The 22,510-nt window shown below is 43.0% G+C and carries 17 protein-coding genes; 10 read left to right on the forward strand and 7 right to left on the reverse strand.

Annotated elements, in window-relative coordinates:
• The first annotated feature begins 5 nt into the window (after nucleotides 1–5).
• The gene (locus CLI64_RS12595; protein WP_103137553.1) at nucleotides 6–956 is read left to right on the forward strand and encodes an aldo/keto reductase; all 951 of its coding nucleotides are present in this window, start codon (nucleotides 6–8) and stop codon (nucleotides 954–956) included.
• 419 nt (nucleotides 957–1,375) lie between these two features.
• Here CLI64_RS12595 and CLI64_RS12600 read toward each other — a convergent pair whose 3' ends face one another.
• The 3 genes from CLI64_RS12600 to rimO all read right to left on the reverse strand — a co-directional run bounded on the left by CLI64_RS12600 (nucleotide 1,376) and on the right by rimO (nucleotide 5,028).
• The gene (locus CLI64_RS12600; RefSeq protein WP_103137554.1) at nucleotides 1,376–1,954 is read right to left on the reverse strand and encodes a Uma2 family endonuclease; all 579 of its coding nucleotides are present in this window, start codon (nucleotides 1,952–1,954) and stop codon (nucleotides 1,376–1,378) included.
• A 105-nt stretch (nucleotides 1,955–2,059) separates the two neighbouring features.
• Nucleotides 2,060–3,589 (reverse strand): DEAD/DEAH box helicase, encoded by a 1,530-nt coding sequence (locus CLI64_RS12605; RefSeq protein ID WP_103137555.1) that lies wholly within the window; start codon nucleotides 3,587–3,589, stop codon nucleotides 2,060–2,062.
• A 122-nt stretch (nucleotides 3,590–3,711) separates the two neighbouring features.
• Nucleotides 3,712–5,028, reverse strand: coding sequence for a 30S ribosomal protein S12 methylthiotransferase RimO (gene rimO, locus CLI64_RS12610; protein ID WP_103137556.1), 1,317 nt, complete (start codon nucleotides 5,026–5,028; stop codon nucleotides 3,712–3,714).
• A gap of 740 nt (nucleotides 5,029–5,768) precedes the next feature.
• On the opposite strand from rimO, the gene btpA reads away from it, so the two are divergent.
• The 5 genes from btpA (at nucleotide 5,769) to CLI64_RS12635 (ending at nucleotide 11,121) form a co-directional block, all read left to right on the forward strand.
• Nucleotides 5,769–6,617, forward strand: a complete 849-nt coding sequence (gene btpA / locus CLI64_RS12615) for a photosystem I biogenesis protein BtpA (RefSeq protein ID WP_103137557.1) — start codon at nucleotides 5,769–5,771, stop codon at nucleotides 6,615–6,617.
• Between the two features lie 138 nt (nucleotides 6,618–6,755).
• Nucleotides 6,756–7,739 carry a vitamin K epoxide reductase family protein gene (locus CLI64_RS12620; RefSeq protein WP_103137558.1) on the forward strand — a complete coding sequence of 328 codons (984 nt, stop codon included), beginning with the start codon at nucleotides 6,756–6,758 and terminating at the stop codon, nucleotides 7,737–7,739.
• A 214-nt stretch (nucleotides 7,740–7,953) separates the two neighbouring features.
• Complete coding sequence (locus CLI64_RS12625; RefSeq protein ID WP_103137559.1) at nucleotides 7,954–10,146, forward strand: CHASE2 domain-containing protein; 2,193 nt, start codon at nucleotides 7,954–7,956, stop codon at nucleotides 10,144–10,146.
• A complete protein-coding gene (locus CLI64_RS12630; protein WP_103137560.1) occupies nucleotides 10,133–10,330 on the forward strand; it encodes a hypothetical protein in 198 nt (65 codons plus the stop codon). The genes CLI64_RS12625 and CLI64_RS12630 overlap by 14 nt, the downstream gene beginning before the upstream one ends.
• A 554-nt stretch (nucleotides 10,331–10,884) precedes the next feature.
• On the forward strand, nucleotides 10,885–11,121 hold the full coding sequence (locus CLI64_RS12635; RefSeq protein ID WP_103137561.1) for a hypothetical protein: 237 nt from the start codon (nucleotides 10,885–10,887) through the stop codon (nucleotides 11,119–11,121).
• 207 nt (nucleotides 11,122–11,328) lie between these two features.
• Here the strand turns inward: CLI64_RS12635 and nadB are convergent, their stop codons facing one another.
• From nadB to CLI64_RS12655, 4 genes are all read right to left on the reverse strand, one after another.
• Complete coding sequence (nadB, locus tag CLI64_RS12640) at nucleotides 11,329–12,987, reverse strand: L-aspartate oxidase (RefSeq protein ID WP_374703964.1); 1,659 nt, start codon at nucleotides 12,985–12,987, stop codon at nucleotides 11,329–11,331.
• Between the two features lie 256 nt (nucleotides 12,988–13,243).
• Nucleotides 13,244–13,672 (reverse strand): photosystem II complex extrinsic protein PsbU, encoded by a 429-nt coding sequence (gene psbU, locus CLI64_RS12645; protein WP_103140696.1) that lies wholly within the window; start codon nucleotides 13,670–13,672, stop codon nucleotides 13,244–13,246.
• 378 nt (nucleotides 13,673–14,050) lie between these two features.
• On the reverse strand, nucleotides 14,051–14,434 hold the full coding sequence (locus tag CLI64_RS12650; RefSeq protein WP_103137563.1) for a hypothetical protein: 384 nt from the start codon (nucleotides 14,432–14,434) through the stop codon (nucleotides 14,051–14,053).
• A gap of 128 nt (nucleotides 14,435–14,562) precedes the next feature.
• Complete coding sequence (locus CLI64_RS12655) at nucleotides 14,563–15,342, reverse strand: DUF3120 domain-containing protein (protein ID WP_103137564.1); 780 nt, start codon at nucleotides 15,340–15,342, stop codon at nucleotides 14,563–14,565.
• 300 nt (nucleotides 15,343–15,642) lie between these two features.
• Between CLI64_RS12655 and CLI64_RS12660 the strand changes: the two genes are divergently transcribed.
• The 4 genes from CLI64_RS12660 (at nucleotide 15,643) to CLI64_RS12675 (ending at nucleotide 22,312) form a co-directional block, all read left to right on the forward strand.
• A complete protein-coding gene (locus tag CLI64_RS12660) occupies nucleotides 15,643–16,605 on the forward strand; it encodes an undecaprenyl-diphosphate phosphatase (RefSeq protein WP_103140697.1) in 963 nt (320 codons plus the stop codon).
• Nucleotides 16,606–16,743: 138 nt separating this feature from the next.
• Entirely contained in the window at nucleotides 16,744–17,691 is a 948-nt protein-coding gene (locus CLI64_RS12665) for an Rpn family recombination-promoting nuclease/putative transposase (protein ID WP_103137565.1), read from the forward strand.
• Nucleotides 17,692–17,998: 307 nt separating this feature from the next.
• Entirely contained in the window at nucleotides 17,999–19,342 is a 1,344-nt protein-coding gene (locus tag CLI64_RS12670; protein ID WP_103137566.1) for a TIGR03279 family radical SAM protein, read from the forward strand.
• 258 nt (nucleotides 19,343–19,600) lie between these two features.
• Nucleotides 19,601–22,312 carry a glycoside hydrolase family 10 protein gene (locus CLI64_RS12675; protein WP_103140698.1) on the forward strand — a complete coding sequence of 904 codons (2,712 nt, stop codon included), beginning with the start codon at nucleotides 19,601–19,603 and terminating at the stop codon, nucleotides 22,310–22,312.
• Nucleotides 22,313–22,510 lie beyond the last annotated feature (198 nt).

Consider the following 22,510-nt stretch of genomic DNA (forward strand, 5'->3'; position numbering starts at 1 on the left):
CCACCGTGGAAACAATCACATTGGGGAAAAACGGCCCATCTGTCCCACCCCTTTGCATTGGAACTTGGGCTTGGGGTGATAAATTATTTTGGAGTTATGGCGAAGGTTATGGACAACAAGAGTTACAAGCCGCATTTACCGCCGCCATAGCAGCTGGTGTCACCTTTTTTGATACCGCCGAAGTTTATGGACTGGGATTATCAGAAAAATTTTTAGGAGAATTTCTCCAGCAAACACAACAGCCAGTGCAAATCGCCACCAAATTTGGCCCCTTACCTTGGCGATTTTCTGGACAATCTGTTGCTGATGCTTTGACAGACAGTCTCAAACGTCTACAACTAGAAAGTATTGCTTTGTATCAAGTGCATTGGCCTTTTAGTTTCTTTTTGAGTCAAGAAACTTTGTTAAACACCTTAGCTGAGGAAGTGAAGCGAGGTAGGATTGCAGCTATCGGTGTTAGTAATTATTCTCCTGCCCAAATGCGGGAAGCCCATAAAATTTTGGCGGCTAGAGGAGTACCTTTAGCAGTCAATCAAGTCCGTTACTCTTTACTGACTCGTCAAATCGAGAGAGACGGGACTTTAGCAACTGCCCGTGAGTTGGGTGTAACAATTTTGGCATACAGTCCTTTAGCACAGGGATTGCTGACTGGAAAGTATACGCCAGAAAGTGCTGAAAAACTTAGCGGGGCGAGAAAATTCGATCCGAGATTTAGCAAAGAAGGACTGCAAAAAATCGCACCCGTGATTTCTATGTTACGGAGGATAGGAGAAAAACGCGATCGCACTCCTGCCCAAGTTGCCTTAAATTGGTTAATTGCTCAGGGTAATGTGATTCCTATCGCTGGGGTGAAAACTGCTGAACAAGTCAAGCAAAATGCTGGTGCTTTAGGTTGGAAATTAAGCGACGATGAAGTTGCAGAATTAGAAAATCTCAGTCGTCCTTGGTTGAATTAACGCTTTCAATAGGGGTATAAGGGTTTAGGGGTGTAAGGGTGTAGGGGTGTAGGGGAAGAAAAAAGCGTTTCTTCTATATTTTAGGGACTTCCAGAAAATAAATTATTCAATTTCTGAAAGAGAATATTTTGATTTTTCCCCCTGCTCCCTGCTCCCTGCCCCCCTGCCCACCACAGCGATTGTATATTTTTTTAGTTGGAAGTCCCTTATTGGCGCATAGTCGCGCTAGTTAGAGGCTCATATCAAGCGGAATAACTACCCGCTTGAAAATTTTTCATACCATTTCACGAAAAATCTGATACAGATGTAAACCCTAAAATCCTTGCTACATCTAAGTTTTTTAATTGCGAATTGCGAATTGCGAATTGTGAATTGGTATCACGCCAAGTCTCGCTGAGGTACGCGGAGTTTTTATTCTCCTACTCAAATACAGGTGGCCAGAGTTCTGATACTGTTAGCTCCCAACCTGGAAGTAAATCTGGTAACGTCAGTTGATCGTTATTCTTCAATATAATTGGTTCTTGATTGAGCCGGTAAACAGTTAATGTTAATTTGTCTGGGTCGATGAGTATACCGACGACACAACCAAGTTGTAAAAATAGCTGAATTTTTTCTTCTAGTGGCTTGATTTTATCTGACTTTGATTTAATTTCTACGATCAAATCAGGCACTAATTCCACAAAATCGCGCTGGCTGATTTTTAGTCTCTCGGCACGCACAAAAGACACATCAGGAGCGCGGAGATTGCGTTTTTCTGGTTCAATTTTGTTACCATTTTCTGTTTCCAGTTTAGGCAGAATAAAACCAGCACTTGAACCAGTGACACGTCCCAGTTTACGTGGACGTACCCAGTTTCCCAGTAACCGAATTAATTCAGCACCTATTTCTTCGGAAATATAATCTGATGGCCCCATAATCAGGATATCACCGTCCACCAGTTCCATCTGCCATTCTGGATGTTCAGCTTGTAGCTGCTCTAAGTCGGAGATTGTGAACATAAGACTCAAAATAGTGTATCCATTATCTATGTTCCTACAAGCTGATCAAAACAGTTACTTATCTTTAGCCTCAATCACTAATGACTAATGACTAATGACTAATAACTAAGAAGCTGATTCCCTAGTGGCAGATGAACCTAACTTTTGATTACCAGAGGAAATCGAAGGTTCACGACGACCTGAACGGAGTTTTGGTTTGGGAGTACCGCGTCCTTCTTCGCTGTTGTTATCTCTATTCCAGTTGGAACGGTTTCTGTCACCAGCAAATTCGCGACGTTTGACGATTTTGGGTTTGGGAACAGATGCGGTTTCTTCGGGAATGTCGATATCCGCACTCAACCAAGCAGGACGAGTTTGATCATAAGCGATTTGTAGTGCCGCAGCTGCGATCGCCTGAGCATCGTACTGTTCAATCAGTTCGCTGATAATGGGCAAGAATGAAGCTAAACGCTCACCAGCTAAAGCTTCTCTAACTTGTCCTTGCAGTTTTTGGATGTGACGTGCTTCGATTTGCGCCCGTGTGGGAATGGAGAGCAATTGCCAGTTTTGACGGACATGGCGTTCAAAGATTTGCTGTTTGCGACGCTCAAAGGGTTGTACTAAGGTGATGGCTGTACCTTCTTTCCCAGCGCGACCTGTGCGGCCGATGCGGTGTACGTAGGTTTCGACGCTGTCGGGGAGGTCGAAGTTAATTACATGGGAGAGTTGGTCAACATCTAAACCGCGCGCAGCAATGTCAGTTGCTACTACCCAGCGCACTTGACGGTTGCGGAATCTAGTTAGTAATCTTTCCCGTGCTTGCTGAGACAAGTCGCCGTGATATTCATCGACGCTGTGACCAGCAGCTTGCAGTTGACTGGTGAGTTCGGCGGCGGTGCGTCTGGTACGGACGAAGATTAGAGCGGTTTCTGGGTCTTCCATTTCCAGAATCGGCTGTAATGCTTTGGCTTTTGTCCAGTGACGGGGAATCAGATAAGCTACCTGATTGATTTTATTCGGTGTGGCTTTGGGTTGCTCAACTGTCACAGTGACAGGAGAGTGGAGAAACTTGTTAACCAACATCCGAATTGATGGAGGCATGGTGGCTGAGAACAGCGCGGTTTGCCGTTCTTCTGGTGCTTGAGATAAAATTCTCTCGACATCGTCAATAAAGCCCATGCTCAACATTTCATCGGCTTCATCTAGAACAAACCATCTGACTTGATCTAGTTTCAAGCTACCTCTTTCTAGTAAGTCAATCACCCGTCCAGGAGTACCGACTACTATATGCACACCACGCTTGAGTTGCAAAATTTGACGGTCGATTGATTGACCACCGTAAATTGCTGATACCCGCAAGCCACTATGACCAATAAATTGGCTGATTGCATCGTGGACTTGGATAGCTAACTCACGGGTGGGAGTTAAAACTAGGGCTTGCACAGCTCTTTGTTGTACATCGATTCGCTCTAAAATTGGCAAGGAAAACGCTGCTGTTTTGCCTGTACCTGTTTGAGATTGACCTACGACATCCCGACCCGACAAAAGTTGAGGAATAGCTTGAGCTTGAATATTAGTAGGTGCTGTAAAACCAATTTTTTCTAAGTGGTCAACGCGTTCCTGTGAAATGCCTAGTTCTTGAAAAGAAAGATTCATCAACGCTCCTAGATTATGTTTCTGACTTTGCGATTTGTAAATTGAAACTTTAATTAGGGAATAGGGACTGGGGACTGGGGATTGGGGTATCCCCCCTGCCCTCTGCACCCTGCGCCCCTGCCTTATAGGGCGACTTCGCCAAACAAATCGTACTCATCTGCTCCGTGAATTTTTACGGGTACGATAGTTCCTAACTTGGCTTGGCCACTGATGTAGACTTGACCATCAACTTCGGGGGAAAATCTGCCGGAACGACCGATTAATTTCCCACTTCCAGGGTTTTCCTGCTCAATCAGGACTTCAACAATTTTGCCGATTTCCTGCTGATTTTTTTGCCAAGAGATAGGCTGCTGGATTGCCATCAGGCGATCGCGGCGTTCATCCATGACAGCTTGTGGCAATTGATTGGGTAGTGTATGTGCAGGTGTTCCCTCTTCTGGTGAAAAGGTGAAAACTCCCACATGATCAAATTCGTGCCTATGGACAAACTCTAGCAAATGCTCAAAGTGCGCTTCTGTTTCCCCAGGAAAGCCCACTATCAATGTTGTCCGCAAAACTGCACCTGGTATGGCGGTTTTGAGGCGTTCGATAATCTCATCATTGACGCGTCCCTGCCAAGGACGATTCATCGCCCGCAATACCTCTGGGTGGGAATGTTGCAGGGGTAAATCTAAGTAAGGTAAGACGTTAGGTGTCTCCTGAATGGCTGCGATCACGTCTGGGGTTAGCCCAGTGGGATAGGCGTAGTGCATCCTAATCCACGGTATATCCACTTTCCCCAATGCTCGGAGCAATTCGGCTAGTTTGGGCTTACCGTAAATATCTAACCCGTAATTTGTGGTGATTTGGGAAATGAGAATGATCTCTTGCACCCCTTGATTTGCTAGTTGCTGGGCTTCAGCAACTATTGATTCTATTGTACGCGATCGTTGGTTGCCGCGCAGATGGGGAATAATACAAAATGCACAACGGTAATCACACCCTTCTGCAACTCGCAAATAAGCTACGCCTTCGGTAGTGGTACGGTAGCGGGGTGTGGTTTCATCGGCAATATAAGTGGGTTCGGCACTAACCTGTTTAACCCTTTCCCCTTGTTCTACCCTTTCTATGACATTGACGATTTGATGATAATCTCCAGTGCCAACCACGGCCACGGCTTCTGGCAATTCTTCCAATAATTGTCCTTGGAAGTGCTGTGCCATACAGCCTGTAATCACGATTTTTTTGTTAGCTTCTGCCAGTTCTACTAATGTTCTAACAGATTCTTCCCTAGCTGCTTCAATAAAACTACAAGTATTGACTATAACGTAATCTGCTAACTCTTCATTGGCATCTACACCATATCCTGCTTCTACTAGCAGCCCTAACATATGTTCTGTATCAATTCGATTTTTCTCACAGCCCAAGTGAGAGATTGCTATTGTTGGCTTTTCACCCATATTTTGAAAATATTTTTGGTTTTTGCTTGTTGTCAAACACAAACAACATTAAATTTCGCTGTTTGCGGTTCGCACCCCCACAGTTACATCATTTTAGTAGAGTGTTTCCACTGTCAGTAACTGCTTGAAACCTATGACCATAGTTGTGTTCAGGTCATGTTATGATGTTTTTATTAGTTTGTTTCCCAGGGTAAAACTGAGTGTCTTTGGGTACATTTGACACTTGTAATCTTTTTTAACAAATCGCCTGTTGGTATTTTACACTACCGCAGCGTGTGCGTTGTTAATTTACCCATCGGGAAGCCGCCCAAAGGCTGGTTATGAGAAGTCGCTACCCTCAGGGAAATCGCGCTTGCGACTACGCCCCATGAAGCAGTAATGCTACCCTAACGCTCAGGCTTGGCCTACGACGTGCGAAAGGCGGAGTACCTAAACAGAGGGAAGCTGCCTTGCGTGTTGTGAGTGGCAAACTCCTCTTGTAGCCAGGTTTTATCTTAACATATCTTATGGTAAGTTTTACCCTAAATTCTGCCTTCCGGTGGAGGCAGTAAAACAACCAAAATAAAACAAATTTAATGCTAATTAGGGAAATGGGGACTGGGGACTGGGGATTAGGGACTAGGAATTTTAGATTTTGGATTTTGGATTGAAGAATCTAAAACTTAAAATCCAAAATTTGGATTGCCCCCTACTCCCTTGACCCCTGCCCTATACCCCATGCCCTCACAATAGTAAAAGACGTGGACTTAGAACAGTTATTTAAAACTCGAACACCAATCATTGGCGTGGTACACCTGCTACCCCTTCCCACCTCAGCCCGTTGGGGAGGTAGCCTCAAAGCAGTAATCGACCGCGCCGAACAAGAAGCAACGGCTCTTGCTAGTGGCGGAGTAGATGGCATTATTGTAGAAAATTTTTTCGATGCTCCGTTTACCAAAAATCATGTTGACCCCGCAGTTGTCAGTGCGATGACTGTAGTTGTGCAACGCATCCAAAATTTGGTGATGTTACCGATAGGGATCAATGTGTTGCGAAACGATGGTCATAGTGCATTGGCGATCGCTTCTTGTGTGGGGGCGCAATTTATCCGGGTGAATGTGTTGACGGGCGTAATGGCGACAGACCAAGGATTAATTGAAGGAGAAGCCCATCAACTACTCCGCTATCGTCGCGAATTAGGCTCGGATGTCAAAATTTTGGCGGATGTTTTAGTCAAACACGCTCGTCCCTTAAGTTCTCCAAATCTGACAGTTGCTGTCAAAGATACCATCGAGCGGGGTTTAGCGGACGCAGTGATTTTATCTGGTTGGGCAACAGGCTCTCCCCCCAACCAAGAAGACTTAGAATTAGCCTGTGGTGCAGCCAATGGTACACCGGTATTTATTGGTAGCGGAGCCGATTGGGAAAATATTGCTACACTATTGCAGGCTGCCAATGGTGTGATTGTTTCTAGCTCCCTCAAACGCCAAGGTCGTATCGAGCAACCAATTGACCCCATTCGCGTCAGTCAATTCGTGGAAGCTGCTCGTCGCACTTGGAACTCCAAAGGTGTGAGCAAATCAGCTAAACAAGTAAAGTTACATTCTTAAAAGCCAAGGAAACTGGGGAACTAATTTTAGATTTGAGATGCCAGGATTTTAGATTGAAATCCCATCCAAAATCCAAAATCCAAAATCCAAAATTAAATACCCCATTCCCAATTCCCCAATCCCCATTCCCCAATTCTTATGATTCGCCGCCGTTCTACTCCCTGGATTCATCAATGGTCGCGGGTAATAATTGCCGCGATCGCTGGACTTGGTGCTTTGAATACTGGCTATTTAACTTTTGAAAAACTCACCGGAGGTGGTGTTGCTTGTGTAGCCGAGGCTGGAGCCAAGGGTTGTAATGATGTACTTGCTAGCCCTTGGGCAACGGTGTTTGGGCAACCACTGGCCTTACTTGGATTATTATCCTATCTGGGGATGCTGATTTTTGCTTTAGCTCCTGTGGTGTGGAAGGGAGAAGGTAAAAGTCACAAACAACTAGAAAACTTGACCTGGTGGTTACTATTAATAGGCGCGATCGCTATGTCTATTTTTAGTGGCTATTTAATGTATGTCCTAGCATTTGAACTCAAAGCCCTTTGTCCTTACTGCATTACCTCGGCTTTGTTCGCCTTGAGTATGCTGGTTCTAACTGTTGTAGGTCGAGCCTGGGAGGATATTGGACAAATATTCTTTACTGCCATTATTGTGGGTATGGTAACGCTCGTTGGCACTTTATACATATATAAGGATGTCAACACAGCCAATAAACCACCAGCCCAAGAAATCCCCGCCGGTAAACTACCACCTTTTGTCCCCACCGTAGATCCTAACCCTAATTACGGTTGGGAAATCAATACTACTTCTGGAGAAGCAGAAATAGCTCTAGCACGTCATTTAGTGCAGGTAGGAGCTAAGGAATATGTAGCTTTTTGGTGTCCTCACTGCCATGAACAAAAATTACTCTTTGGCAAGGAAGCTTATCAAATTATTGATGAGAGCATCAAGACAGAGTGCGCGCCTGAAAGTCCCAAGGGGAAACCAGATTTGTGTAAAGCTGCAAACATTACAGGCTATCCAACCTGGATTATCAATGGCAAAAGCTATAGTGGCGTACAGAACCTTTCAGAATTAGCCAAAGTTACAGGTTACACAGGGCCAAGTAATTTCAAATACTTTAGATAAAGATAATAGTCCTCGCCAATTCCAAATTATTTCCCAAATACCAAAACCCCAGTTTATTGCTGTAACTGGGGTTTTAAATTATCACAATTTTCTTACATTCAAGATTTCTAGTAGTCAAAATAGTGTATAAAAAAATGATTAAAAGATTATTTTAAGAATTGTTTAATAACTATCAATTATCATTCACTATTTTTCTGTCCAGTAGGTAACGGGAATGAGTCAGCAATTCATCAAGCGTCTCGTGCAGTTAGTTTTAGGACTGAAACCCTCGTTTAGTAAAGGACACAGAGAATTAATTATCACTGTCACCGTTGTAATTTTAGTCTTGCTGTTACGTTCTTTAGGCTTATTACAATCCTTAGAGTTGACGGCCTTAGATCAATTTTTTCACTTACGTCCCCAGGAAAGCCCCAATCATCGAATTACTATCGTAGCTGTTGATGAAGCTTCTTTACGCCACGGATTCCCCATTGCTGATGGTGTAATTGCAGAATTATTAACGAAATTACAAGCGCACCAACCGCGTGCTATTGGCCTAGACATCTATCGAGATGTACCAATTAAGTATGGTTATACAGAGCTAGTGCAAGCTTATCAAGCGATGCCGAATTTAGTTGGTGTGGAACTACTAGCACCAGAGGGTAAACAGAGAGTTGCGCCACCACCCCAATTGAATCCCCAACAAGTTGGCTTTAACAATATAGTCTATGATCCTGATGGCAAAGTCCGGCGGAGTTTACTGTACTGGCATATAGGAAATCAAGCACACGAAAGCTTTGCTTTAAAATTGGCTGCTTTGTATTTAAAACCAGAAAATATTCTTCCCCAAAGAGCCGCTAACAATCCTGAATCTTTACAGTTAGGTAAAGCTGTGTTTACACGCTTTACGGGTAATGATGGTGCTTATGTGGGAGTGGATGCCAGGGGATATCAAATCTTGTCCAATTTTCCCAAACGAGATTGTGAAACTGCCAAGAAAAATGTCTGTAGTTATCAGCAAGTGAGTATGGCAGATGTGTTAGCGGATAAAGTTTCACCTAACTTAATTAAAGATCGGATTGTGTTGATTGGCTCTACAGCTGCCAGCATCAAAGAAGGTGTATTTATCCCCTATTCTAGTCGGCTGATATCAGGAGCAGAGCCGATACCAGGCATTGTCTTGCAAGCTTATTTTGTGGATCAGTTAATCTCAGCCGCTTTAGATGGTAGACCGCTTTTACAAGCTTGGCCGGATGTTTGGGAATATTTGTGGATTTTCTTGTGGTCGTATATCGGAGCTGTAACCACATGGCAAATCAGACGACCGCTTACGAGCATTTTAACCGTGATATTTTCTTGTTTATTGTTGATATTAAGCGCGTATCTGGCTTTTTTGTCTGGCTGGTGGATACCATTGATTCCGTCATTACTCACATTCAGTGGCTCTGTGATTTGGATTACTTATCACTTGGCTTATACACAGGAAGAATTAAAACGCTCTAAGGAATTTTTGCAGCAAATTATTAACACTATTGCTGATCCGATTTTTGTAAAAAATGAGCAACTCCAGTGGATTGTATTAAATCAGGCTTATTGTCAATTTATTGGCTATCCCGATACTATGCTGATTGACAAGTCGGATATTGATTTTTTCCCTCAACATGAAGTTGAAGTCTTCCGCAAACAAGATGAGTTAGTTTTAACTACACAACATCCCCAGGAAAATGAAGAGGAATTTACCGATGCTTACGGAAGGACGCACTTAATTGAAACCAAGCGATCGCTCCACAAAGATGCGGCAGGAAATTTCTTTTTGGTGGGGGTAATTCGTGATATTACGCAGCGTAAGTTAATGGAAGATGAACTCAGGCGAACTGCTGCGGAGCTATTTCGCTCTAATCATGAATTAAAGCTTAAAGAAGATAAATTACGTTATTTAGCCTATCATGACTCTCTGACAGGTTTACCTAATCGCAAGTTCTTTGCTGAACAGCTACAGGAATCGATTAATTGGGCGCATGAAAATCATCTTCTATTAGGATTGCTGTTTATTGATTTAGACGGGTTTAAGCAAGTCAATGATACTCTAGGGCATGAGATGGGCGATCGCCTGTTAGTAATTATTGGTCAGCGTTTGAGTAACTCTTTGCGTGCTAGTGACACGGTTTCTCGCTTGGGTGGCGATGAATTCACAGTGCTTTTACGAGCCATACCTCATCAACAAGTAGCAGCTAAAGTCGCAGAGAAAATTATGGCCAGTATTACTGAGCCAATTGTTCTCAATGGATACACCACTAAAGTTTCCGCCAGCATTGGCATCAGTATTTATCCTCATACTAGTCAAGATGCCGATACTTTAGTTAAACAAGCCGATGTTGCCATGTATCGTGCTAAGAATCTGGGCAAGAATTGTTATGAATTTTTCTAGGGTATATTGTCAAGCAATTCTCGGCGACAGAGGGACTGGGGATTGGGGACTGGGGATTAGGGATTGGGGACAAGGTGGACAAGGTGGACAAGGTAGAATTTATTTCTCAACTCAGTATCGTCTAAACGCTGTGCCACAGCTAACAGCACTCACTACTCAGCACTCACTACTCAGCACCGGCTAAACGCCCCGCTTCCGCTAACAGCACTCACCATACTTTAACTTTTGATGATTTTTGTGAGGAAAGTTCATGAAGAATCTATAAAGTCGCCCGTATATTGTCCGGAAGACCCATATTTCTAGTAGAAAACACTATCAGTAGTTCAAATAATCTCAGTATTAATACATAACTTGTACTGAATTTAGTGAGTATTTACACACGACTATCTTAATTTTTTATTAAAAATGTATGATAAATATAATTCTTCTGTGGTAATTAATGAACATATATAACTTTAGGTCTAGAATTACTTCTAACCTTGGATTGATGTAACATACTGGTTTTCAGCTATATTCCTTAAGTAACGAGCTAATATTAAGGCAAATATCCGTAACTCGGATATCCTTAAAACTACATACTTGTTAATTAAGTAGTAGTTGACTAATCGAAAACACTGAGTCAAAAATCCTTTTGACAAAAATAATTCAATCTGAGTCGGCCTTGAGATGTAATTCTGTTTGCGGCATTTAACAAAACACACTCGATAAATCTAGAACGTCATTCGCTTACTAGAAACTATGACTACAAAATTGCAAATTGTCAGTGCTGTGATGCTTTGTCTCAGTGCTTTTTTGGTAATACAAAAGGTTGCTGACGCAACAGCAGCTTTCCAATATTTGCCAAACTACAACCCTAAGCATCCTGTCGGTGGAACCGCTATCTATGTTGGAGAAAAAAACAAAGGTTCGGTAGAAACCTATGTTCCGCCCAATAATGGGGGGCCTGATAGCGAGTACGGTAGTGGTACGCGCTAGTCTGTTTTAAATTTGGGAAACTGAAGAGCAAACGTGTATAAAGATGTTTCACAAGATAATCGCTTGTGAGATAAGACTACTGTACGCACTTAGGTATTGAAGTTTAGCTAGTGGTGAAGTAGTTTTAGTATTTATACTTGCTTCATTGAAAATGAGTATAGGCAATGAAAACACTTACTTGAAATTACTTAAGCAAAATTTAAGATTTCATGATAGAAATCTAGTCCATTGGTACTTATGAACTATAGTATGTGTTTGCCATTGGGGATCAGGATGCGGGTAGTCTAGGCGATAGTGTCCACCCCGGCTTTCAGTCCTAAATGCCGCACTTTTGAGAATAAGATAGGCAACATCCAACAAATTGCGGGTTTCAGCCCACAGTCGAACTTGCTGATCAACTTCCGGAAAGTGAAATTTAATTCCTGTTTGCGACTTTACGTCGATGAGGAATTGGCTTAAGGGCAAAGTAGCAAAATCTTGCCGCCAAGATTCTACAGTGGCGATCGCACTTGTCAAACTTGACTGTTCCCTACAAATACCCGCACTTTGCCACATGAGACGGGGTAATTTTTCTCGGAACGTAGCTAGTTGTGTTTGCTGGTTGTGCCATTCTTGAACATCCAGAGTCAATTCCCTAGCGGGTAATACTGATAATGGGAAATCTTCTGGCTCAGGAAGTTGAATTTGTGCTAACTGCGCGCCAAAAACAATACACTCTAAAAGAGAATTACTAGCTAAACGGTTAGCTCCGTGAACTCCCGTACTCGCAGTTTCTCCGACTGCGTATAATCCCGGAATATTAGTCCGATTCATTAAATCAGTGGCAATTCCACCCATCCAGTAGTGGGCGGCTGGGGCGACGGGGATGGGTTCATGAAAGACATCGATGCCCCAACGCTGACATACTTGAATAATGTTGGGGAAGCGTTGGCGAATTTTTTCTGGGGGGATAGGACGCATATCCAGCCACACATGGGCGGTAGCAGGATCAACGGCTGTACGTTGCAAGTGGCTAAAAATAGCTCTGCTGACTACATCTCTGGGTGCAAGTTCACCAGCCGGATGATAATCAAAAGCAAACCGCCGTCCCTCATTGTCAATCAAATGCGCGCCTTCTCCACGCACAGCTTCACTAATCAGAAAGCGTCCAGGTTTAGTCAAAGCTGTAGGATGAAACTGCACAAACTCTAAATCACGCAGAATTGCTCCGGCGCGCCAAGCAATTGCCACGCCATCACCGGTACTGACGGCTGGGTTGGTAGTTTGGGCAAATACCTGTCCACCGCCACCGGTAGCTAACACCACAGCCCTAGCTTGAATGAGGCGAACTTCACCTTGATAAAATAAGCTAATGCCTTGACATTGACCGCTTTCTGGTGACACGCACAGACTCAGAGCTAAAGCCTGCTGAATCACCAGAATATTTTGACGACGTAAAACTTGGGCAGTGAGGGTAGTTGTCACTTCTCGTCCGGTGGTATCGGCAGCATGGAGAACCCGATGACGAGAATGGGCAGCTTCTAAAGTTAGAGCTAAATTTTGATTGTGACGGTCAAAAGCTACCCCTAAATTGACTAACGATTGAATACAACTAGGGGCTTGTTGGGCGAGAAACTCCACTGCATCGACATCACATAAACCTGCCCCTGCCTTGAGTGTATCCTCAATATGAAGGGTGGGAGAATCATCAGGAGCGATCGCGGCGGCAATACCACCTTGCGCCCAATCACTAGCAGAGAGAGAAACCGTTTCTTTAGTAATCAAGCCAACACTTAAAGATTCTGGCAGACACAAAGCTGTATACAGTCCAGCTGCACCAGCACCGACTACTAAAACGTCAAATTGGCTAGGTATGTCTATTTGCAAGGTTAGGGAATGGGGAATGGGGAATGGGGAATGGGGGCTGGGGAATGGGAAGATGGGGAAGTGTGGGGAGTGTGGGGAGTGTGGAGAGAGAGGGGGGAAAGATTTCTTCCTTATCCTCCCACACCTCCCACACCTCCCACACTTCCTGCTTGCCCAATGCCCCATTCCCAATAAATGCCCCTTGATTACATAATAAGACTCCCACCCCCTGGTACAGAGAGTGGGTGAGTTTTCTTGATAGTAACTACATGAAAAATTATCTGTAGATACCGTTATTAAAGCGATCGTCGCCTTCGTTGAAAACAGAATCTAGTTCTGTCACAGTGAAGTTATCTAAATTGGCTTGCAGCAGTTCTTTCTGGCGATCGCTTAATCCAGGTAAATCCAATATGTCCTCTACTTTAGAGTAGGGGGCATTTTTAATGATTTTTTTGGCCAAAGTGGGGTATAAACCTGGATAGGTTTGAAAAGCTCTGACATTGGTATTGTTCAAATCAATTTTTTTACCAAAATCTGTTGCTAGTTTTTGATCGGCTCGATTCCGCAGTTCAACTGCTAAAACTGGGACTTGAGGCATAACAAAACTTTGTAAATTGGCAGCTTGGGCAATTTGAGTTGTACCCAACCATCCCCAGCAGCCAAGCAACAAACTAAATACTGTTAATAAACGCACCAATCCTTTCACGATTTTTTTACCTCTTTCCATCAAACTGAAATAACAGCGTTAAGCTAACAGCTGGCAACAATCTCTAGTACATCATGATCAGCTTGTGACTACTGACTTTTGAGCCTTACGGGTTAGATAGTTACTTTCCGGTGCAGGGCGACAGGAACGCGCTATCTCACTATCGATTGTTAACCAAAAGCTGATGGCTTAATCAACACACAGCAGCCATCAGAAACTAATATACAGCTTATTAATGGCCACAATCTTTGCTGCTACTTACTTCGCGATGAAAATTCATTTCTTCATCGATCTGGCTACGGCTATAAAACCCCACTTGCTTCAATAAAATGGGGTAATAACTGGTGATGAATGTGGGCTTTTGATCCAAAATTGGTCTTAAGGGCCGACTCTGGTAACTCTCATACAGCCCCGACCATCGTTGTAAACTTGAAAAATCGAGTATTCGTCAGACTGAACTAGTCTAGAAACGTATTGAGCTGCACTAGAGGCGCGATCGCAAATAGTTGTTGGTTCACCAGATCGTAAAGCTCGGTCTGACCATGTACATTGTCCAGGAGATAAGCCTTGGGGTGCTGCTCCTCGTCCTGCTTGAAAATTAATACGTACGCCGTTTCCACCATCGTTTTGTATGGATAGTGTACCGCCACCACGGCAAGTCATGGGATAGCTAGTTTGAGCATTAGCTGTATTGAAAGTGAACATTGGCGATAAAACCGCAAATACAGCTACAAATCTGGCAAAATTAGCATTAACTGTCATTTTCAAACTCCTGAAGACTAAAAATTAGTTAACAGTCTTCTATCTATTTCTGTTTAGGTTTGATGACAGGTTTTTATGCAATTAGTTGTTAGTCATTGGTCAACTAGAACTGATAAGTGACCAGTATTTTAAGCTGCCAAGGCTGCTATCAGAAATAGACTGTCTACCAAAATTGTACTTAACACTGCACCGCCAAAGGCATACCAATGGTGCTGTTTTTTGCTGAGTGGGAGGATACCTGCAACTAGCAAAACCGTAGCCAAAATGATGGCTGAGGCTACACCCCAGGGGGTTTGTACTTGTTTAACGGCGGCTTGTAAAATCACAGCAATTTGGCTGGGTTCTACTTCCATAATTTGCCGCCAATAGGGTATTAACTTCACTAAATAAAAGTAAACATCTGTTAAGACAGTACCGAATAAAGAACCTAAATAAAACCAGTTACCAACTTTGCCCCAATTACGTAACAAACACCAACAAGCGAAGGGTAAACCAATAGATTCTACTGGTAAATGCCATAAAGGTTCAAAACGCAGCCAACCCCAGTAAATTGAACCCGCTAACCAACTCCAGCTAAAGCCTAAAAGTAAATCCCCCCACAGATAAGTTTGTGGGCGTGACATTAACCTAAAACTCAGCCATACCCAAAAGCCTGTGATGGCTAAACTAACACTGGGAAGCGATCGCACAAGTGGTGCTTCAATAAATACTGGTACTGATACTAAAAACACAGCCGCAGCGAACACTAACCAAGTTTTTTGTACAGTTACAAATAGAGGAAGAGAAGCAGAAGCTTTGAGAGTAGATTCTAATGCCCTAATATCCCTTGGTTCTGTCTCCCTGGGGGTTAATTCCGTAGCAATAGCGGTGGTAGAAGGAGTATAGGAGGACAAAGTATTATTAATCAAAATTTTAATAATTGTTACTAAACTTTATATTACCCAAGATAACACACAGCAAAATCCCCCCCTGGGGCATTTATATATTACTACTATTTTGCGTGGAATTGGGCATGGGGGAGGAATTGGTGCAGGGGGCAAGGGGGAGAAAAATTTCTCCATTTCTCCCTGCACCTAGTCCCCAGTCCCTAATCCCATCTATTGCACAGCCAACTAGAACATGAGATGCTTTGTGGAGCGATTTTCCTGGCAAGTTATTTAGACACCTGTTTGTTTAATTATGTAATCACAGCGATCGCAGGTAGACTCATGACTTTATTGAAACGTCGGTATTTTGTGCTGCTAGGTGCAGTTTCTACGGCTTTATCGGTGGCGGCTTTTCCCCTGCAAGTTCTTAGCACTCCAGGGAATGGGGGAACAGTTGGGGTAAAAGCAATGAATATTTGGCAAGCCATTGTTTTAGGCTTTGTGCAGGGAATGACGGAGTTTTTACCCATTAGTAGTACCGCTCATTTGAAGGTAGTACCCGTAGTTTTGGGTTGGGGTGATCCTGGGGTAGCCTTTACTGCTGTCATTCAGCTAGGTAGTATATTTGCGGTTTTGTGGTATTTCTGGGGTGATTTGTTCAGGATTTTCAAGGGAGCAACTAGAGCGATCGCCTTGAAAGATTACCATGATTATGATTTACGCCTATTGTTGGGTATTATTTTGGGGACTTTACCAATAGTTTTATTGGGACTGTTAATTAAACGATTTATCCCCGATTATGATAATTCTCCCATTAGAAGTTTAGGTGCGATCGCTATTGCTTCAATTTTCATGTCAATATTATTAGGCTTGGCAGAAAAACTCGGTCAGCGTCAGCGAGATTTTGAACACTTGACGATGCAAGATGGCTTACTGATGGGTTTAGCCCAAGCCTTGGCTTTAGTTCCTGGGGTATCGCGTTCTGGTTCTACCCTCACTGGGGGGTTATTTATGGGCTTACAACGGGAAACCGCCGCTAGATTTTCCTTTTTGCTAGGAATTCCTGCTATTACCTTAGCAGGGCTAGTCTCATTAAAAGATGTTTTAGATACCAGTTTAGGGAGTGGAGAGATTATTCCCTTAGTCGCTGGAGTAATTTCGGCGGCTATTTTTTCTTATATTGCGATCGCGGGTTTACTGCGCTTCCTCAAAACTCAAAGCACTTGGGTATTCATTTGGTATCGCTTAATATTTGGTGTAGTGATTTTAAGCGCAATTGGTGCCGGATTTTTGAAAAATAGCTGATTGTACGCATTTAGCGATTGAGAGAAATTTATAGATATCGCTCAAATTGAGGCAATTGCCTGGGATGATCAAAGTAGGCGGTGCTGAAGATAGTCTACGCCTACCAATCATTCGAGATATCCTCAACGGCAATGATTCATGCGTCGAGATTCGATTTTCTACAAAATATTCCAACAATCCCCAACTTTATTATTTGAACTATTGACAAATCCGCCAGAAAATGCAGATAAATATAAATTCGACTCGGTAGCTGTCAAAGAACCTAAATTTGAAATTGATGGGGTATTTTTACCGCCAGAAAATGCAACTCCTGGGACTGTGTATTTTTGTGAAGTCCAATTCCAAAAAGACGAAAAACTTTATGAAAGGGTATTTGCAGAGTCTTCACTCTATTTTTACCGCAACCGTGACCGATTTAGCGATTGGCAAGCCGTAATTATCTATCCTTCCCGTAGTATTGAACAAAGTGATACTCGTCCCCATCGGACATTACTCAACGGCGACCAAGTACATCGCATATATTTAGATGAGTTGGGAGATATCCGTTCTTTACCTTTGTGGGTAGCGGTGATGGTGTTAACTACATTAGACCCAGAACAAGCCCCATCACAATCCAGGTATTTATTAACTAGAACTCGTCAAGAAACTGCTGCACCAGTCAGCAATGCGATAATTGAAATAATTACCACGATTATCGCTTATCGGTTTGAGCAACTAAGTCGAAAGGAGGTGGAGTCAATGTTAGACATCACACTGAAAGAAACACGAGTTTATCGAGAAATCAAAGAAGAAGGACTAGAGGAAGGACGAAAAGAAGGACTAGAGGAAGGACGAAAAGAAGGACTAGAGGAAGGACGAAAAGAAGGACTAGAGGAAGGACGAGAAGAGGGACGAGAGGAAGGACGAGAAACAACTGCTAATATTATCAACCGGCAGTTAACAAAGCGATTTGGTGAACTTCCTCAACAAACAAGTGCGTTGATTGCAGGTTTACCATTACCTGTTTTGGCACAATTGGGTGAAGCGTGGCTGGATTTTACTAGTGTGGCTGACTTACAAGCTTGGTTGCAGGGGCGCACTAGTTAAGCTGAGAAACTTTCATTTCAGAAATATTCCCTATTTAGGGTATGTCAGTGTAAAAGAGCCTATCTATCCCCAGAGATTATTCATACTGACGTACCCTACTCATTTGTTTAAAGCACAAAGCAACGAAGTATTAAACTCTGATTCCAAAATTTTTTCTCAAAGTTAAAAAACTGTAAATTAATAATCAGTAAGAAGTAAATAGTCAAATACAGATGCGATTAATCACGTATTTACAGTAGTCACCTGTGATTAAGACTACAGACTGTTGACTATGGACTATTGACTATGGACTGTTGACTTATAACATATGACCACTATTCGTCCAGCTAAAATTACTAAGGTATTACCAGATTCCATCGCAGCTGAAATTGGCTTCGAGGTGGGGGATGCGATCGCGGCTATCAATGGTACCCAACCCCGTGATTTAATTGATTATAAATTTCTCTGTGCAGATGAATTTTTAGAATTAGAAGTTTTAGATGCGTCTGGTAAAACCCATTATATTGAAATCGAAAAAGATTACGACGAAGACTTGGGGCTAGAGTTTGAAACAGCACTGTTTGATGGATTAATTCAGTGCAATAATCGTTGTCCGTTTTGTTTTATCGAGCAACAACCACCAGGAAAACGTTCAAGCTTATACTTTAAAGACGACGATTATCGTTTAAGCTTTTTGTATGGTTCTTATTTAACCCTCACCAACTTACCGGAAAGGGAATGGCAAAGGATCGAGCAGATGCGGCTATCTCCTTTGTATGTTTCCGTCCATGCTACAGAACCAGACACCAGAATTCGGCTGTTGAAAAATCAGCGTGCAGGACAAATTTTACAACAATTGCGCTGGTTTCAAAGCAGACGGCTGCAAATTCATGCTCAAGTTGTCGTCTGTCCAGGAATAAATGATGGTCAACACCTGGAACAAACCCTACGGGATTTAGCGTCATTTTATACTGGTGAAGTGCCTACTGTGGCATCGGTGGCAGTCGTACCCGTAGGTTTGACGAGATTCCGTCCCCAAGAAGACGAACTCATTCCCGTAACTCCAGAAAAGGCTCAAGAAGTAATTGCCCAAGTGCAATCACTCACTAGAGAATTTCGCCAAAAATTTGGTTCTAATGTTGCTTGGTTAGCTGATGAATGGTTTTTGATTGCTGGGGCAGAATTACCCCGTGAATCAGATTATGAAGAGTATCCCCAAATCGATAACGGCGTGGGTTCAATTCGCCTATTTATTAAGCAATTTGAAATGGCAGCAGCAGAATTATTACCAGCTAAAATTTCACCTCAAAGAAAACTAACTTGGGTGGTTGGTAATGCGGTAGAAAAAGCCTTTAAACCGATTCTACAACGCTTAAATAACGTTGTAGGTTTAGAAGTGAATATGCAGGCTTTATCTAGTGATTATTGGGGGCAAAATATTAGTGTAACTGGCTTAATTACAGGTCACGACTTAGTTTTAAAATTACAAGGGCAAGATTTAGGTGAGGGAATTTTGCTACCTAATGTCATGCTTAAACATGGAGAATTGTTATTTTTAGATGACATGACTGTGGCAGAAGTAGAGCAGAAATTAAATACCAAAATTCTTCCTGTGGCGGGAGTGGAAGAATTAATCAAGACCTGCATTAGTAATAGTGTGAATATTGAGTGATGAAATCTCAGTCATTTTTCGGAGGTAAAGTATAGCTATTTTGCCTCATAAATAAGGGATAAAGATTAATTAATTTGTGAGGGGTAAGTAGTGAAGAATCAGGGTTTAGGCAATAAAAAAAATCCAAAATTGTGCTTGCAAAATCATCGATTCTTCATTTTGACGGCTCAAGTTTTGCAGATAGGCAGAAGATATAAAAATATTGTATTTGTTACAGATAAAGATTCCATATCTGCTTTAAAATCTTGTTCCTTATCGATGAAGTTGCTGATTGCTCCGGCCTTAGTGATAGTTCACTGTTTAAACATTTTGCCGGTCAGGGCAACAGAGACATTGTCCCCTCAAACTCCACAGCCCCAAAACCAGCCTTTACAGTTAGCCGCAGCAGCACCAGTCTTGAGTGTGGTACAAAGCCAAGAAAACGCGCAACATTGGGCAGGAATTACCAAACGCTTGCAAACCATTGGCGTACCGTATTGTGTGCTGCCTTTATCTAGTGTCAAGAGTGCCGCAGATTGGGGCGATCGCAATGTGATATTCTTACCCAACATTGAAACCCTCACACCTACGCAAGCGATCGCTCTAGAAGCGTGGGTCAACAAAGGCGGAAATATAATTGCTAGCGGCCCTGTAGGTAGTCTCTCAGCCCCTGGAGTGCGTCAGTTACTCAAAAATATCCTTGGTAGTTATTGGGGATTTAGTTTACAAGATAAACAGCAAATCAATCCACCCAAAACTCAACCGCCGACTTGGTTGAACCAAAAAGGGATTTTTGGGCAAGTGCATGGCGGTGTGTTACTTCCCAATGATGGCATTAGCAAAGTTGTCGCTGTCTGGAGTTTGCAAGACCGGCCAGCCGCAGTAGTAGCAACGCAAAACTCTACTGTGTTTGGTTGGCGTTGGGGAACAGATGTAGCTTCTTCTTCAGAATTGGACACAGCTTGGCTGCAAGCTGCACTAAATCGTCATATCTCTATCCCTCCTGCCCAGAGTAATCAAAACACTGCAACATCAGCTCCCAACTGCCCCACACCAATACCCAAGACAGCCTCTACCAATACCAGCACCACCACAAACAAAGTCAATACCGTTGCTCCCAATAGACAAGATGAAGCTATAGACCAATTAGAACAAAGAGTCCGTTGGGATGTTGCGCCTAATTCCAATCAACCAATCAACGCCGACGAAGCCGCAGCCCTACAACAACAACTAGAACATCTGATTGGTCGAGTCGAAAGCGCGCATTTAGCAGCCTTAGCCAATGCTCCCCAACCTAATGGAACTCAGGCTCTCAAAGCAGATGATACACAATTTAATACTGCTACATCCATACCTCAATCTAATACAGAGCAAGTATTAGCCCAAGCAAGAATAGTCGCTAACAACCTACCGCGCTTAATTGCCAATAAAAATTACGCTCTAGCTCGTCAACAATGGTTATTAGCCAGAAATAATTTGTGGAAACAGTTTCCCGTTGACCGCAGATTAGCACCAGCCGAAATTCGTGCTGTGTGGTTAGACCGAGGTACCATCGTCCGGGCAGGAAATGAACAGGGACTGAGCAAAATTTTTGATCGCTTGGCACAATCTGGCATCAACACTGTTTTTTTTGAAGTTGTCAATGCTGGGTATCCCATTTATCCCAGCCAAGTCGCACCACAGCAAAACCCATTAGTTCGGGATTGGGACCCTTTAGCGGCGGGAGTCAAATTAGCCCACGAGCGAGGCATGGAGTTACACGCTTGGGTGTGGACTTTTGCGGCAGGAAATCAGCGTCATAATGAACTCCTCAACATCAATTCTGATTACCCAGGGCCAGTGCTGGCGGCTCATCCTAATTGGGCTAACTATGACCAACAGGGCAGATTAATTCCTCAAGGCCAAACCAAGCCCTTTTTCGACCCAGCTAATCCTGAAGTGCGGCAGTATTTACTCAAACTGTACGAGGAGATTGTCACCCGCTACAACGTCGATGGCTTGCAACTAGACTACATCCGTTACCCATTTCAAGACCCCAGCGCAGGTAGGACTTATGGCTATGGACAGGCGGCGAGAACGCAATTTCAAAAACTCACAGGGGTAGACCCCATTAGCATTACACCAGCCCAAACGCAATTGTGGCAGCAATGGACAGCGTTTCGGACTCAACAAGTAGATAGCTTTGTGACAGAAGTATCACAAATGTTGCGCCAAAAGCGAACTAACTTAATTTTATCGGTGGCTGTCTTTCCTCTCCCAGAAGCCGAACGGATTCAGAAGTTACAACAAAACTGGGAAGTTTGGGCGCGACGGGGAGATGTGGATTTAATTATTCCTATGACCTATGCCCAGGATACAGTCCGCTTTCAACAGCTAGCCCAACCTTGGATAGCCTCCAGTCAGTTAGGCTCTGCGTTGTTAATTCCAGGAATTCGCCTGTTATCTTTACCTACATTGGGCGCATTTGACCAACTTCAATTAGTGAGGGATTTACCTGTTAGTGGCTATGCTCTGTTTGCTGCTGAAAATGTCAACAATGAATTACATAAGCTGTTTGTGAATACTCAAGGGAAATTGGGGGTGATTATTAATGAGCCTGTACCACATCGTGAGCCTTTAAAATCTGCTTTAACTCGATATAGTAGTTTACAAAGGGAATGGCGTTTAGTTCTACATCAAGAAAAATTACAAATACCTCAAAACAGTATTTCCGAATTTCATAATCAAGCGGAAGTATTACAAAATGCTTTAACTCAAGCGGCAAATTCACCTTCTGCCAGTAAATTGCTAGTGGCTAAATCGACGCTGGTGCGCTTTCAATCGCAATTTCGAGTATGGATGCGCCAGCAAAATCTTCATAATACTTATCAATGTAAAACTTGGGAAAATCGTTTGGCAACGATAGAAAGATTGTTGCGTTACAGCGAAAAGCGGTTGGATATTACATCTCAAACAACTGTTAAGAAAAGATCATCAGTAATGTTGAAATAAACCAGTTCGGCAATAAAATGCGATTTTATTGCCGAACTGGTTACGACTGATGCTGATGAACTTGTCAATCTAAGTATTTTTCGCGATAACATTTAGCGATCGCCAGATCATAAATCCATACGCCATCAACTACACAGCAATTTCATTCATGTAGATGTGTGAGTCACAATCACTGTATTTCTTTATCAGAAATTTACA

It is taken from the genome of Nostoc sp. CENA543 (assembly GCF_002896875.1).
In the GTDB taxonomy this organism is placed as follows: domain Bacteria; phylum Cyanobacteriota; class Cyanobacteriia; order Cyanobacteriales; family Nostocaceae; genus Trichormus.